General features: G+C 63.3%; 10 protein-coding genes and 3 pseudogenes. 2 read left to right on the top strand and 11 right to left on the bottom strand.

Annotated features, from left to right (window positions below; genetic code table 11):
* From HT737_RS16615 to HT737_RS16605, 3 genes and pseudogenes are all read right to left on the bottom strand, one after another.
* Positions 1–1,221, bottom strand: a pseudogene (locus tag HT737_RS16615) (DUF4347 domain-containing protein); the annotation flags it as partial.
* A gap of 54 nt (positions 1,222–1,275) precedes the next feature.
* Positions 1,276–2,121 (bottom strand): sulfotransferase, encoded by an 846-nt coding sequence (locus tag HT737_RS16610; protein ID WP_047290731.1) that lies wholly within the window; start codon positions 2,119–2,121, stop codon positions 1,276–1,278.
* Between the two features lie 160 nt (positions 2,122–2,281).
* On the bottom strand, positions 2,282–3,856 hold the full coding sequence (locus HT737_RS16605) for a glycosyltransferase family 39 protein (RefSeq protein ID WP_182403322.1): 1,575 nt from the start codon (positions 3,854–3,856) through the stop codon (positions 2,282–2,284).
* A 241-nt stretch (positions 3,857–4,097) separates the two neighbouring features.
* On the opposite strand from HT737_RS16605, the gene HT737_RS16600 reads away from it, so the two are divergent.
* Together HT737_RS16600 and HT737_RS16595 are read left to right on the top strand one after the other, a co-directional pair.
* Complete coding sequence (locus tag HT737_RS16600) at positions 4,098–4,685, top strand: phage tail protein (protein ID WP_182403320.1); 588 nt, start codon at positions 4,098–4,100, stop codon at positions 4,683–4,685.
* 56 nt (positions 4,686–4,741) lie between these two features.
* Positions 4,742–5,053 carry a hypothetical protein gene (locus HT737_RS16595; RefSeq protein WP_182403318.1) on the top strand — a complete coding sequence of 104 codons (312 nt, stop codon included), beginning with the start codon at positions 4,742–4,744 and terminating at the stop codon, positions 5,051–5,053.
* A gap of 9 nt (positions 5,054–5,062) precedes the next feature.
* Here HT737_RS16595 and HT737_RS31250 read toward each other — a convergent pair whose 3' ends face one another.
* From HT737_RS31250 to HT737_RS16560, 8 genes and pseudogenes are all read right to left on the bottom strand, one after another.
* Positions 5,063–5,557 (bottom strand): GNAT family N-acetyltransferase, encoded by a 495-nt coding sequence (locus tag HT737_RS31250; protein ID WP_220459421.1) that lies wholly within the window; start codon positions 5,555–5,557, stop codon positions 5,063–5,065.
* An 11-nt stretch (positions 5,558–5,568) separates the two neighbouring features.
* Positions 5,569–7,666 (bottom strand): annotated as a pseudogene (locus tag HT737_RS16590) (biotin/lipoyl-binding protein).
* Positions 7,667–8,987: pseudogene (locus HT737_RS16585) on the bottom strand (efflux RND transporter periplasmic adaptor subunit).
* Positions 8,984–9,763, bottom strand: coding sequence for an efflux RND transporter periplasmic adaptor subunit (locus HT737_RS16580; protein ID WP_047290724.1), 780 nt, complete (start codon positions 9,761–9,763; stop codon positions 8,984–8,986). Before HT737_RS16580 ends, HT737_RS16585 begins: the two are co-directional and overlap by 4 nt.
* An 83-nt stretch (positions 9,764–9,846) precedes the next feature.
* On the bottom strand, positions 9,847–11,406 hold the full coding sequence (locus HT737_RS16575; RefSeq protein ID WP_182403314.1) for an efflux transporter outer membrane subunit: 1,560 nt from the start codon (positions 11,404–11,406) through the stop codon (positions 9,847–9,849).
* Positions 11,403–12,473 (bottom strand): HlyD family secretion protein, encoded by a 1,071-nt coding sequence (locus tag HT737_RS16570; RefSeq protein WP_182403312.1) that lies wholly within the window; start codon positions 12,471–12,473, stop codon positions 11,403–11,405. The genes HT737_RS16575 and HT737_RS16570 overlap by 4 nt, the downstream gene beginning before the upstream one ends.
* Positions 12,474–12,499: 26 nt before the next feature.
* Positions 12,500–14,038, bottom strand: coding sequence for an MFS transporter (locus tag HT737_RS16565; protein ID WP_047290720.1), 1,539 nt, complete (start codon positions 14,036–14,038; stop codon positions 12,500–12,502).
* A 188-nt stretch (positions 14,039–14,226) separates the two neighbouring features.
* Positions 14,227–15,144, bottom strand: a complete 918-nt coding sequence (locus HT737_RS16560; protein ID WP_007961495.1) for a LysR family transcriptional regulator — start codon at positions 15,142–15,144, stop codon at positions 14,227–14,229.
* Positions 15,145–15,306 lie beyond the last annotated feature (162 nt).

The raw sequence follows: 15,306 nt of genomic DNA, 5'->3' as shown, positions 1-15,306 counted from the left end.
CTGACCACCGAGGCCACCGCCACCGCCGCCGCCACCGCCGTAGTATGTCCCGGTCGACCCCACCGCCACCGCCACCACCAGCCGCCGCGTTACCCGTTACCGAAACGTTGTTCAGGGTCAGGATGCCGGCGTTGAAAATCCCCCCGCCCATGGCGCCGGTTGCGCCGTAGCCGCCATTGCCGCCGTTGCCCGAGACCAGTCCGCGAGTAATGACCAGACCATCGAGTGTCACCGTACTGCTAGAGGTGATTTCCACCACCCGCGTCCGGTACTGGCCATCGAGGGTGACGTCCGCCACCCCGTCGTTGTTCAGGTCGCCATCAACGGTGATGTTCTTGTTGATCAGCAATTCCGAGGTGAGTTGCACCGTCATGCCGCTGCTGAAGGTCACGATGTCGCCGTTCTGCGCCGACGCCAGCGCTGCGCGCAGCGAGCCGACCCCGGTGTTCGCGTTGTTGGTGGCGGTCCACGTGGCGAGGCCCCACTGATACTCACTCATCGACAGGGTCGACAGCACGTTGGCGCTCTCGATCTTGCCCGTGGCGATTTCCAGATCCCAGTCGCCGCCCACGCCAGTGCGGTTGTTCGAGGCGGCTACATCGCGGCCGGTCAATTGTGCCAGCGAGTCGACGAAGCTCAGGCCGCGGTCGCCCTCGGCGGTGTAGCAGCCGTAAATGAGGATGTCGCCGCCAACGTTCATGTCCTTGCCGATGTCCGCCAGCAGCGCACTGCGCTGCGCGACGTTGTCCGCCGACAGATAGCTGTTGCCGAGCCACAGGTCACCGGCGTTGCCATGAGCGATGATCTGTACCGAGCTGACACCCGAATGCTGGTCGAGATAATCGGCGATCTGCTGCAAACCGTCTTTGCTTGCATCGAGCTTGACCACTTGCGCGCCGGGGGCGACGCCTTTGAGCAGGCTGTCGGCATCCTTGACCCGGGCATCGACGAACACCACGCTCTGGCCCGGTACCGCAACAGGACTGGCAGCCGGCGTGGCATCGGCCTGGCCGTGGGTGTCTTTGCTGACCGACGGGTGATCGGCCGTCGGCGCCTTGGCCGCATCGGCTGCAGGATGGCTGTCGGCCTGGGCGGCGGCGTCAGCGACCGTGGCCGCGACGGCGCCGTCGAACAGCATGCGCGGTTCCAGTGACATGATCAGCGGCGCAGCAGCGTCCGTTGGCCCTCGGTTACCCGCGACTTTTGCTTGCTCCACCACATGTTGCTCACCCGGACTCGAACAGTTGTAAACGCATCAATGAAAAACGACCGCGATCAACTGATCGCGGCGTCGGACTTCATACGAATCACATTGGCAGCACTGGCTGAGCCATCGAGCCAAAAGGACAGATCGGCGTATTGCTTGAACAGGTCCGGCGGCAGAATCGTGCGCCGGGACTGCAGGGCAACCTTGGGTTTGACCTTGTGCAGGCCGGCCACACCCAGCGCCTGGTCGAACGCCGGCGCGTCATAGGCCAGGTGTTCAAAATCGTGCTCGAACCAGGGCTCGCCAATGAAGTCGTAGACCAGCCGCAGCACGCGCTCCGGGGCTTGGGTCAACAAGTCGTAATCGACGATCAGCAGCGAATCGGCGTGCTCGCCGTAATAGGCTTCCTTGAGTGCCGCCCAGGCAAAACCGACCAGACGATTGCGCTGGGCCAGGGTTTCGCAGCGGCTGTAGACGGTGTTGCGCTCGACAGCATCGCCGAACAGCTTGGTGTTTTCATAAGGGTTGGCGCGGTACAACCGTTCCAGGCTGTCCATCACCCAGGCGACGTTGCGCACGCAGGCAATGACTTTGGCTTTGGGGAACAGATCGCTGATGGCCGGCAGGCGCGAACTCCACTGCCGGTTGGTGTCGAACACCACCGGTTTGTCAGCCTTGTCGGCGTAGTAGGCATCGAACAGTCCGCGCAGCAGGCGCCGGCGCATGTCGGTGTCGATCACCGCGCCGAATTCGCTGCCGGCGCTGCATTGCTCAAGGACACCGGAAAACAGCGCGCCGACCGGGCTGGTCATGCCGGCATGAAAGCGCGGGTTCTGCAGAAGAATCGCAGAAAGCAGGGTGGAACCTGAGCGCGGCAAGCCGGAGATAAAGTGGAACTGCTGCAATCCCTTCACCCTACTTTGTAAGTCCTTTTGTCCGACGAGCGTAGTCCAACAATACCCTTTCGACTAGTAGTGTTTTGATATCAAAATAGAGCAAAACGGACTATGAAAGCCCGTTTTAATCGCGAAAAAAATGGTGAAGCGTTTAAGTCATTTCTCCGTCGTCCCGTTATCAGTGGTCAACGAAAAAAAGTCGCGCATTTGCGCCACCGGCATGGGTCTGATCACGCAGTTGCCAAGTCGTCGGCAAGGGTCGGAATGGGTCAGGCACGTCCACGTCCAGATCGCCGATCAACCAGACCCGGGCACTGCCCTTGGGCAGGTCATCGAGTCGGTCCAGGTAGACCTCCTCGGACACCAGGGTGCCGAAACCGTAGTGATTCGGACGCGTCGAACGGCCATCGGCAGCGGGCGGGGTATACAGCCGCACCTGAGCGTCAGTGCGGTTGTAGTAGACGTAACTGAGGTACCAGAGCATGTCGCTGGTGACGATCCGGTCACCGCTGACGAAATGCCGGTTGATGTAATCGACCATGACGTTGAACTGATCGTGCGGGTCGACCGTGGCGTTGGTGTTCACACCCACCAACTCAACCCCGACCCATGCCATCAGGATCGTCACTGCCAGCACACGAGTGCGGCGGTACAACCGGTCAATGGCCAGCGCCGCCAGCATCGGCAACCCCAGCGCATAGGCTGTCAGGTAACGTTCGATGAACACCGGGCTGATGAACGACACCGCGAACACCAGCAACAACGGCATACCGGTGTAAAGCGCCAGCAAGACGCTGCCATGGTTCACGCTGCGGTCGCGGGCCACGGCCACGCCCGCCAGCGCCAGCAGGGCCAGCGGTACGCCGCAGAACAGCAGCAACGGGAGATGCTCGCCGTCGTCCTGGATCAACCAGAGCCAGATCATCGACGGCAGCGAGGACAGGGTCACCGGATCTTCCCAACCCACATCGCCACCGACCTTGAGTTCTTCCATGTGTTGCGTCAGATCAAGCAGGTTCGGCAACCACGGCAGGTAGAGCACGACGATGGCCAGATTGGCCAGCCACCAGTCCTTGCGCTGGATATGCCGCAGGCGATAACCCGGCAGCAGGCGAATCAGCCCCAGATACAGCCAATGGCTCAGCGCGGCCAGCACTGCAAAGTAGTGGGTGTACAACGCCGCGCTCATCAGCAATGCATAGATCAGCAGATACCGGCGGCGCTGCGGGCGCCTGACCCAGCAGATCAGCGCCAGTGTGGTAGCGATCAGGAGCAAGCCGAGCAGCGAGTACATGCGCACTTCCTGGCTGTAGCGCACCGCCGTCGGCAGCAACGCCAGCAGCACCCCGGCGATGATCGCTGCGCGGCGGGTGGCCAGGCGATCGACCAGGCAGACACCCAGCCCGACCGTGACGATGCCGGCCACAGCGCTGAGGCTGCGAATCGACAGGATGCCTTCACCGAATAACCCGATCCAGCCGTGCAGCAGCATGAAATACAACGGCGGATGCACGTCGAACGCCGCGTGCTCCCAGATACCACTGAGCGAATAGTTCGCCAGCAGCAGGCTTGAGCCTTCGTCGCCCCAGATCGCGGCAGCGGTCAGGTCATAAAAACGCACCACCGTCGCCAGCAACAGAATCGGTATCAGCCACTGCTGGCGAGCCCAGCGCCATAGACGCCGGACACCGGCGTTCGGTGCGGCAAACGGGTCCTGGGTATCCCCCAGCGGAGTCTCGCGACGCGCTTCCATCAACCTTCCCTTACAGATTTACCGAGCCACAACCAGCATCACTCATTGCGCACACTGTAGGCCAGAGGCGAAGTCGACGCGCGGCCATGACGACGTCCGGCAAGTCCGCTGATCCGGGTCTACGCTACGGCGTGGCGTGACCTGCCCGCGCAAATGCAAGGCGTCAGCACAGCCTGTGGACCTGCCCTGCAACCAGGCTACCGCGCGGCGCGCCGACCACATAACAGAAGGATGAGGAACCATGGAAGTCTTTATGGGTACGATTCAACCGTTCGCCTTCAACTTCGCCCCCAGTGGCTGGGCCTTGTGCAACGGACAAATCCTGGGCATCTCGCAATACCAGGCATTGTTCGCCTTGCTGGGCACCTTCTACGGCGGCAACGGCACGACCAATTTTCAGTTGCCCAACCTGCAAGGTCGGGTGCCCGTGGCACAGGGTACCGGACAGGGCCTGACGCCGCGTGTCATCGGTGAGGTGTATGGCACGGAAAACGTCACCGCCACGATCGCCAACATGCCCAACCACACCCACGCGATGACCGGCCTTACCGCCAACACCGCCCTGCAACTGGCGGTGCCTGCAAGCAATCCGGCGACCGTGCCCACCGCGACCAATTCGTACATCGGCGCGTCCGGCGGCGGCCCTGGCTCGGCGAACATCTATTCCGATGCCCAAGGTGCCACGCCGGTTCCCATCAAAGGCCTGACCACCACGGTCACCGGGGACATTTCCTCCACGGGCGGCAGTCAGCCGTTATCCATCGTCAACCCCTCTCTGGTCGTCAACTTCAGCGTTGCCCTGAACGGGATATTCCCTTCGCGCAACTGAACAAGCGTCGGGGGCCTCACGGCCCCCGGCCGTTCTTTTTTCAACGGAGTCAGATCATGCTGCAAGCGGTTCAGATCCAACACGTCCAGCCGTTGCTCGGACAGCAAAGCACGCTGCACCTGCCAGATGGCACGGCATTGCCGATTCAGATCGAGCATCTTGATGAGGTCCCAGCGGCGAAAACCCGCTACAGAGAGCGCATGCCGTTCTGCCTCGAATTCAACAGTCTGGTGCCGACCGGGTTCGTCGACGGCCTCTGCGCACTGGAGCTGCCGGAACTCGGGCGAGTGGAAGATATTTTCGTGTCGCGAGTGCCGGCGATGGGGCGGGATCCGCAACTGGGTTACTTCTGCATGTCCTTCAACTGAAATCCCGCCTCACTGCGGATACCACACCAGCCGCTCCGCCGCCGGATTGCGTTCTTCCACCGCAAATCCCAACGCCAGATAGTGTTGCCGTGCGTGGGGGTTGTTGGCCCAGACCACCGTTGCCACCGGGCAACGAACCTGCTGCGCGGCCTTTTGCACGCCTTGCAACACCGCGCGGCCGTACCCCTTGCCCCGCGCCTGGGGAATGAAGGCGATGTACAACACGCGGATTTCATTGGGGCCGAAGTCGGTGCTCAGCGCCCCGATGGCCGTGCCGAGTTTTTCCACGACGTAGTGCATGGCGTTGGGATGGTTTTCACCCACGCCCTGTTCCTGCACCTGAAATTGCTGGGCGATCACTTGCTGCACCACTTCCTGCTCGCCGTCGATCCATTGCAGATCCGGGCGTGCCGACTGATAGAGGCGGTGCAAAAACGGCCCGTCGGTGGCCCGCGCAGGTCGCACCACCAATCCGTCTGCCGCCACACCCGCGTTGCTCGCCATGTTCACGCTCCCTAGAAACCGCTTTCCCTGACCCCCCAGCGCCGCCAACCGGCGCCAGGCCACGCCGAGTACCGACTCGCCGCTGCCCTGCAGCACCACCACACCTCGCAACGGTTGAACCGGGGTGGGCGGCTGATCCAGCGTAGTCAATCGCGCGCCATATTGCGCTTGTACAGGCTCGGCTCGTTGCTGTTGATCGCGACGCACGGCAATCGGCCCGTGATGATCGGAGGTCAGCGCCTCCTGATCGACATAGGCCACGCCATTGGTATCGATTTCATCCAGTTTTACGCTGATCGCCGGATGCATCGGATCATCGGCGATGAACCGCCCGGTCGCACCCGGTTTGACTCGCCACAACTCGGCTTCGGCGATATAGCCACGCAGGCGCGAACCGTCCTCGACCACCCGCGCCAGCGCATCCTTGCTCGACAGCCAGCGCCCCGGCGTCAGATTGGGCAGCACATCACGCACAGTGCCGGCATGGGGCGCGCGCAGCAGCAGGCGTTCGCGGCGAGCGCTCAGACCACGGTATTGCGCCACGGCTTCGGCGAGGCGTTGCTCGATGATACCGGCGTCGGCCGCGGTTTCACTGCGACCGGCCTGTCGGCGCATCAGCAATTGCTGGATCTGGATTTCCCGGCGGACGATGGCCTGTTGCGAATCGAGATCCGGCGACTCCAGTTCGATCAACACATCACCCTGAGCGACTGTCTGCCCGTCCGTGACCTTGACTGTTTTGACCCGCGCCGCCACCGGCGCATGCAACGCACTGGCCCGACCGCCCTCAAGCATCGTCGGCAGTTCGACCGCGCTGCGCCACGGCACGATCAGCACCAGCAACAGGCCGAGTACCGCCAGGCTGCTGACCAGCACACGCGGGCCATGCGCTTGTTCGCGGCGGCTCCACCACTGACGCCACTCATTCATGATCGGCAGAAAGATGAACCACACCAGTTCCACCAGCATCAGGAAAATCCCCAATACCTTGAAGAACAGGTGATAGACCGCCAGCGCGATCCCGAAAAACAACGCCGCACGCCACAACCACGAGCCATACCCCCAGATCAGCAAACGCCGTTGCATCGTCGGCGACCAAGGCTCCGGCGCCGGAGCGCCATAGCCGAACAAACACTCACGCAGGCGCCAGCGACAGAAGGCAAAGGCCCGGCCCTGCAGGTTGTCGACCTTCCACAGGTCGCTGAGCAAAAAGTAGCCATCGAAACGCATGAACGGGTTGAGATTGACCACCAGCGTGGTGATCCAGGTCGCACTGGCGAGCATGAACGCCGCCGTCCGGGCCGGGCCGTCGGGCAATAGCGACCAGACCAGCAACGCGATGCACGCCAGCAACAACTCCGCCAGCACCCCGCCGGCGCCGATCAGCAGCCGCGCACGCCGGTCGTTGACCCGCCAGGCGTCACTGACGTCGGTGTAAAACATCGGCAGCAAGACCATGAACGCCACGCCCATGCTCTGCACCCGACACCCGGCGCGCTTGGCCATGAATGCGTGGCCGAACTCGTGACAGAGCTTGGCGAAGAACAGCGCCACAGCAAACGAGAGCGCCCCACCGAGGCTGAACAGGTGCGGAAAGGTGCCGACAAAGCGCTGCCAGTCCCGCGAAACCAGAAACACCCCGAGCGCCAGCGTTATCGGCAGACCGACGCGCAACAGTCGTGGTCCGAAGCGCTCAAGCCACGGCCACGCGCGATTGAGAAAAGCGTCCGGGCGCCACAATGGAATGCGAAAAAACAGATATTGGTGAAGCAGGATTTTCCACAGGCTCTGCCGTTGCGCGAGAGCCTTGAGCGAGTAACTGGCACGCTGCTGATCGTCGAGGGCGCTGATCAGGTCATGCCCGCGCAGAAATGTCAGCAGTTGCTCCAACTCGACACCGTCCAGCGGCAGGCCCGGCTCGCGGTTGGCGGCGCGCAGCACTTGCTCGGGATCGCCCAGCGACCAGTGGCGCAACAGGCGCATCGCCGCCGCGCCGAGTTTGAAATACCGACCGCGCACCGGATCGGCCAGGGTCCAGCGCGGTGAACCGTCCAGTGCTGGCGCCGCGGGCGACAGTTGCAGGTCGGCACGCAGGCTCGGCAGATTCATTTACAGACCCACGCTCTGGCGCAGACCGGCAAGCGGGCGGCGCAGCAGGTACAAGGCCAGCGGCGCGCGGTCGCCGAATATCTTGGCCGTACCGCGCAGGCCGATGCGCGGCGGTGCCTCGGTAAAACTCGCATCCAGTCGATACGCCAGTTGGCCGCCGGCGGTGGGCTGCGCTTCATAGGCCGAACGCTCAAGTCTGGCGGTGTGGCGTTGCAGCGGATCGCTGTCGAGGAACAACGCAATATCGGCGCCCGGTTCCAGCGCAATCGCGTCGCCCACCGCCAGTTCGATGCGCAGTTCGGCCTGATTCGGGTCGGCGATTTCCATCAACCGCTCGCCGGTCTGCACCGGTCTGCCGGTCAGGCGCTCGGCATCGGCGAACACTGCGATCCCGTCACGCTCGGCGCGCACTTCGCTACGCGCCAGCAACTCGCGGGCGTAATCGCGCTCGGCGCGTTTTTTGCTCGGCACGGGCGGCGAGCAAATCGACCCTGGCACTGGACTCGGCATCGGCAAACGAACGTTGCGAGTTGGATTTCAGTTCTGCTTCCGCCACGCCCAAGGCACGCTCGGCCACATCAGCCTGGGCCTTGAGGGTGGTGCTTTCAAACCGCAGCAGCAGGTCGCCGGCTTTCACCGGTTGATTGGGCTTGACCAGAAACTCGGCGATCACCCCGTCCAGCGGCGCCGCCACCACGCGACCGCCCTGCGGCACGACTTCCGCCGGCGCCAATACCGACTGGCGCACCGGGATCAACAACCCGAGCAACAGCACCGCCACCAGCGCCACCTGACGCTTGCGGGTCCAGCGCAGCCGCCACGGCTTGCGCGGCTGCAACGCCAGCCACGCATGACTGTAGGTGTCGCCCAGTTGTGACAGCAGCACTTGTTCGGAAGGGTTCCACGGCACATCGCGGGCCAGCCACAAACCGCCGAACACCTCGCCCTCGCGGTCGATCAGTGGCAGCCAGAACACTTGAGCGGCAGACAGACTGCGCCAGTCAGCCTGAATCGCTTCGCCCACCTGCTCAGGCGTGATGACCCGCGCAATCTTCAATCCATCCTGCTTGAACAACTGCGCCACCGCCTGCTCGACGAATGCCACAAACGGTGCATTCGGCTCGACCGTACTGACGCCAGTCACCGCCTTTACCTTGCCAGCGATCAGTAAGGCCGCATGGCGATACCCGAACAGCGCCTGGCCGTCGTTGACCAGGCTATAGGCCAGTTGCGAGGCATCGCGAGCAGCGCGTGTCTGTCGTTCGAGATCCAGAAACGGCGCAAACACCTGTTCGGCGCCGCCGGCCACCGGGGCGTTCATTTAAGCTCCGCAAAATGCGCCGTGCCGCTCATGCCGGCGAGCAAGCCCTTGGCTTCGGGAAGTGTGGCGACCAGCAACAGGGTCTGACTGCCTTCGTCAATCCGCGCACCGAGTCGTTTTACCGTGGCATCGATCGGCTGGCCGGTTTCGTCGGGGATAAAGCTGAAGGTCTGGCCGGGTTTGAGTCTGGCCATCCAGCGCGACGGCACCAGCAAGTGGATCTCCAGGGTACGGTTGTCGACCACATCGAGCAGTGGCGCGCCGGCCGGCACACTTTCGTAGCGTTGCACCTTACGCTCGACCACTTGCCCGTCGAACGGCGCAACCACGCTGCAGCGTTTGACCTGAACCTGATAAACCTGAGATTGCGCCTGGGTCTCGCTGACCTTGGCCTCGGCCCGCGCCACTTCGAAACGCCCGACGGAATTGAGCGCCGCCAGTTGCCGATTGTGCGCCAGCTCCTCACCGGCACCGCGGCTGGCGGCCTGGGCGGCATTGAGCTGAGCCTGATACGCCGAGCAATCGAACTTCGCCAGCACATCGCCCTTTTTAAACGACTCGCCCTCGCTGAACGGCAACTCGACAATCCGCCCCGACAACTCACTGGCCAGCGTCGCCTGATCCCGAGCGCGCAACACACCCCGCGCCTCACTGCTCGCCGTGGCTGTCGCAGGCGTTGCGTTATCCAGCAGCGGATCGTCTGGCCCGGGCGTTTGCGCCTGAACTGCACACGTAACAAAGGTCAATCCGATAACCCAACCGCGCAAACGCTGCATAACCGCTACTCCCTGACGGATGAGCGGAGTCTACGACAGCGGGGAATAGCGTCAAGCGAAAGGCCATCATTCGGGTGCGAGAATCAACGTTGCGCCATCTCCCCCGCCGGATACACCGACTCCCAGCCCCCGCCCAACGCCCGGTACAACCCGACCATCGCCAGCGAAACGCCGGTCGAGCTTTCCACCCACTGCTCCTGAGTCGCCAGCAACGCGCCTTGCACGGTGAGGACGTTGACGAAATCGACCACGCCTTCGACGTACTGCTGCTGCGCGGTGCGCAGGGCGATCTGGTTCTGCCGCACGGCTTCGGCGAGGCTGTCGCGGCGGCGTTGGCTGGCGTTGTAGGCAGTCAACTGGTCGTCGATTTCATGCCAGGCGCGCAGCACGGTCTGCTGATAGGCGATGGCCGCTTCCTGTTGCTGGGCTTCGCGCAGTTGCAGCATGCCGCGCAGCCGTCCGCCGTCGAACAGCGGCAGGCTGAATTGCGGGCCGATACCAAAAGCCCGCGAGCCCCAGGAACCGAAATCGCTCAGCTGCATGGCCTGCGAGCCGAGGTTGCCGGACAGGGTGATGCGCGGATAGAAGTCGCCTTTGGCCACGCCGATGTTGGCAGTGGCGGCGTGCAGGCGCGCCTCGGCCTGGCGGATGTCCGGTCGGCGTTCGGCCAGCTGTGACGGCAGGCCGATGGCGACTTGCAGCGGTGACTGCGGCACCGCGGCATCTGTGGATAACTCCTTGGCCAGCGCTTGGGGCGCTTCGCCCATCAACAGGCTGATCGCGTTGATCAGTTGCGACTGACGCTGCTCAAGGGCCGGCAGGCGCGATTCGATGGCCGCGACCTGGGCGGCGGCTTCGGCGACGTCCAGATCGGTCGCCACCCCGTCGTTCAGGCGCAGTTGCGACAGCTTGAGGCTGTGCCGGGCGACATCGAGGTTCTGCTCGGTGACCGCGCGGGTGTTCTGCACGCCGCGCAGCTGAATGTAGTTCTGTGCAGTGTCGGCGAGGACCGCGAGCAGCACGCCGCGACGGTCGTTTTCGGCGACTTCGAGGTTGGCATCGGCAGCCTCGGTCTCGCGGCGCACGCGGCCCCAGACATCCAGTTCCCACGAGGCGGAGAAACCGGCGTCCCACAGGTTGAAGGCGGAATCGCCGTTGTGCCCGGACGGGTCATTCAGGCCTTCGCCGCTGTTGCGTTTGCGCGCGTAGCTGCCGGTAGCGGCGGTGGTCGGGTAGCGTTCCGCGGTGATCACCTGGCGCGCGGCACGGCTTTGTTGCAAGCGGCTGCCGGCCAGCTGCAGATCGAGGTTGCTGTTCATCGCCCGCTGGGTCAGGGCTGAGAGTTGCGGGTCGTGGAAAACCTCCCACCAGCGTTCGTTCAGCGGTTCGCTGACGGCCTGGCTGGGGGCGGACTTGGCGGGTTTGGCCCAGTCGGTGATCTGACGGGCTTCAGGCTTGTGGAAGTCCGGGCCGACGGTGCAGGCGCTGAGGCCAAACAAGCTCACCACAACAAGTGACTGAAACAGACTTGTGTGGCGAGGGAGCTTGCTCCCGCTCGAGTGCGTAGCACTCGCGATTTTTGCGGTCGCTTCGCAATCCAGCGGGAGCAAGCTCCCTCGCCACAGGTTTTTACCCAGAATCATTGCTGAGTCACCTCGCGCTCCGCCGACGCCGAACGGCGAGTGTCGATACTCGCCTCCACCGACATGCCCACCCGCAAACGCTCGGCCAATGGCTGACCCGACTCAAGCACGATCTTCACCGGAATCCGCTGCACGACTTTGGTGAAGTTGCCCGTGGCGTTGTCCGGTTTCACCGCGGCGAATGTCACGCCAGTGGCCGGGGCGATGCTTTCGACGCGACCGCTCAAGGCCTCACCGCCGAGGCTGTCGACGTGCACCTGCACTTGCTGGCCCGGTTGCACGTCGGTGAGCTGAGTTTCCTGAAAGTTGGCAACCACATACGCCTGCTGCAACGGCACCACCGCCAGCAACTTGCTGCCCGGCGTGACATAGGCGCCGACGCGCACCGCACGCTCGCCGACCATGCCATCCTGCGGCGCAGTGATGCGCGTATAGGACAGCTCGAAACTGGCGATTTCCAGTGCCGCTTGCGCATGCTTCAGATTGCCTTCGGCGGCATCGCGTTGCGCCGTGAGGATCTCCACCTGCTTGCGCTCGGCCGCCAGTTTCGCGCTGGCCGTATCGAGCCGCGCGCTTGCCTGATCGATGCGGGTGCGCGCCTGTTGCGCATTCTGCACCGTGCCGGCGCCGACGCCAGCGAGGTGGTTGTAGCGATTGAGCTCTTGCTGGGCGAAGGCCATTTCTGCCTTGGCCGAGACCACCGAGGCCTGCGCCTGAGCGATCACCGAGGTCTGCCGCTCCAGCGTGGCCCTGGCGTTTTGCAACTGGGCGCGGGCGACCAGGGTTTGCGCATCGGCCGCTTCAGCGGCGGCGCGCAGATCACGATCATCGATCAACGCCAGCAATTGCCCGGCCTTGACCTGCTGGTTGTCTTCCACCAGCACTTGCTTGATGAACCCGGCCACGCGCGGCACCACTAACGTGTAGTCGGCGGAAACGAACGCGTCGTTGGTATTTTGCTGGGTGCGCTTGCCGAACAGTCCCGGCACCGCCAGGTACAGCAACACGCCGACCGCCAGTGCGGCGGCCACGGCCACCGCGAGTTTTTGCTTTGCTTGAGTCGTCATAAAAACCTTCGGTATCTGTGAAGCAGTCAGGTCGGCGCGCGCGGCGGGAAAATCCGCGTCGGCAGCCAGAAAATCAGCAGGATCAGCGCCACCGCGACGCCGGCCATGCACACATAAAGATCAGAGGACGTCAGCACCACGGCCTGTTCGTGCAGGCGATGGGCAAGGCCCGGATCGCTGCGATCGGCCAACGGTGAATTACCGAGGTTGTCGATCAACATGGTCGAGTGGAAATGCAGGCGCGCGGTGGTCAGCGCCTCGATGACGCCGGTGGCGATCACCGCCGCCAAGCCTTTAACCGTGTTGAACCACGCCGAAGCGAACGGGCCGTCCTGCGGCTGGATGCTGCCGGTGGAGAGCATCAACAGCGGCAGTACTGACATCGGCTGACCGAAAATCTGCAGCCATTGCAGGACGTAGAAATTGTCGCGGATCCACTCCGAAGTCAGCAGCGAGCCGCCCAGGCAAGACAGAGTGAGCATGCTCAAACCGATGCCCAGCACCCAGCGACAATCGACCCAGCGCAGGTTGCACAGCGCCGCCACCAGCGGCAGCGCGATCAGCTGCGGCAACGCCGCGATCAGCATGATCGGCGCGGTCTGCACCGGGCGATAACCCTGCACCTGCGCGAGATAGCTCGACGGAATCAGCACCACCGCCTGCAATACCACCAGCACCCCGGCCAGGGTCATCAGTGCGAACGCCAGGTTGCGAATACCGAGCATCTGCAGCTTGAAAAACGGAATCGGCTGCGACCATTCATGGATCAGAAACGCCAGCAGCAACAGCGAGCCGGCGCCGAGCAATGCGCAGATCAGGTTCGATTCGAACCAGTCCAGCCGATTGCCTTGCAGCAAGCCAATCACCAGCATGCAGATCGCCGGAAAACCCAGCAGCAGGCCTTTCCAGTTGAACGTCTTGAGGCGTTCCAGGCGCAGCGGATCCTGCGGAATGCCCCAGGCCACCATCGCCATGGCAATCAGACACGGCACGATGATTTGCCAGAACGTCCATTGCCAGCCGACGTATTCGCTCCACAATCCGGCCAGCGGCGTGCCAAGACCCGGGCCGAACGTCGCCGTCAGCGCATAGCCGGCCAGGCCATAAAGTTTGAAATTGGCCGGCAGAAAGCGCAGGGCAACGGTCATCAGCATCGGCGGCAACGCGCCGCCGGCCAGGCCTTGCAGGGTGCGCATCAGCAACAGGCTTTCGTAGTTCGGGGCGAACGGGCACAGCACGCCGAGCAGCGTGAACAGGCTGATCGCGCAGAGGGTGAAGCGGCGCAGGGAAAACGTCACTGAACACCACGGCGCAAACGCCATCGCCGCCACCGAAGTCGCGGCGTAGCAGGACACCAGCCAGGTGCCTTCGTCGTAACCGATGTTCAGCGCACCACGGATGTCGGCCAAAGCGACTTTGGTCACCATCTCGTTGAGGCCCGAGACCAGCACCGCCAGCAGCACGCCGACCAGGCCGGTGATGATCCGCGCGCCAAACACCGGTGGCGTGGCCGCCGTCGCCGGACTGGCCGCAGCGACGGGCGCCGGGACGGTCAGGGATGTCATGAATACACACTCCGGGGGAAAAATACCGGAGCATTTTAGTAAGGCTTACTGCTGACGAAAATTGACTTATCGGCAGGTTATAAGTGCGTCAGACACAATTGTTTAATGCAAAAAATCGCAGCCTTCGGCAGCTCCTGAAGACTGCGCTTCCCTGTAGGAGCTGCCGAAGGCTGCGATCTTTTGGCCCTTCAGGGCTGCGCGGCCAGCCAGGTTTCGTCGCAACAGGCCTTCAGCGTTTCGCGCAGCCAGCGGTGTGCCGGGTCTTTGTCGAAGCGCGGGTGCCAGGCCTGGGTCAGCATCAGCGTCGGCAACGGGATCGGCAGGTTGAAAGAACGCAGCTTCAAGCCCAGCCGCCGCACGCTGAGCAACGCTTCCTTGGGCACCGGCAGGATCAGGTCGGAATCGGGCAAGGCAAACATCGCCGCGTGGAAGCTTGGCGCAATCACCGCCACCCGCCGCTCCAGGCCTAAGGCGTTCAGCGCGGTGTCGATGGGGCCGCGAGCAATGCCACGGCGCGACATGCTGATATGTGAGTAACCGGCATAGCGCTCGGCAGTGATTTCGCCGTCGAGCAGTGGATGATCCTCACGTACCAGACCGACGAAATGCGTGGAAAACAGGTTCTGCACTTTGACTTCCGGGGTCACCGGACGGGTGTTGCTGACACTCAGATCAATCCGTCCTTCACGCAGCGCTTCGTCGTCGCCATCGCCTTCGGGAACGAAGCGCAATTCGCAGTGCGGCGCCTGCTGGTCGAGGGTATCGAACAGCTTGCCGCCATATACGCCGATGAAAAAGTCGTTGGCGCGGATGCTGAAACGCCGCCGCAAGGTACCCAATTCCACGCTGTCGGCGGAGCGAAACAGCAGCGCCGCCTGTTCGACGACATCGCGCACCTGCTCGCGCAATTCGAGGGCTTTGGGGGTCGGTACCAGGCCACGACCGGCGCGCACCAGGATCGGATCGCCAATGGCTTCGCGAATGCGCGTCAGGGTGCGACTCATGGCGGCAGGGCTGAGGTTCATCCGCCGCGCAGCGCCGACCACACTGCCCTCGTCGAGCAGGGCGTCGAGAGCGACCAAGAGGTTCATGTCCGGGAGTTGCATGCAGAGCACTCGTGGCTGATCTGGATTGATCAGGGTGCAATGCTAGCAAACATCCCTCAAGTCTGGTGGTGGTTGCAAGGACGCCATCGCTGGCAAGCCAGCTCCCACAAGGATTGTGAGCTTCCACAAAGTCTATGGCCGGCGAAACTCCTGTGGGAGCTG

Origin of the sequence: Pseudomonas sp. MD195_PC81_125 (genome assembly GCF_014060985.1) — a bacterium.
In the GTDB taxonomy this organism is placed as follows: domain Bacteria; phylum Pseudomonadota; class Gammaproteobacteria; order Pseudomonadales; family Pseudomonadaceae; genus Aquipseudomonas; species Aquipseudomonas parakoreensis.
The sequence above is the reverse complement of the archived record's forward strand: the minus strand, read 5'-3'. Positions and strand labels throughout refer to the sequence as shown.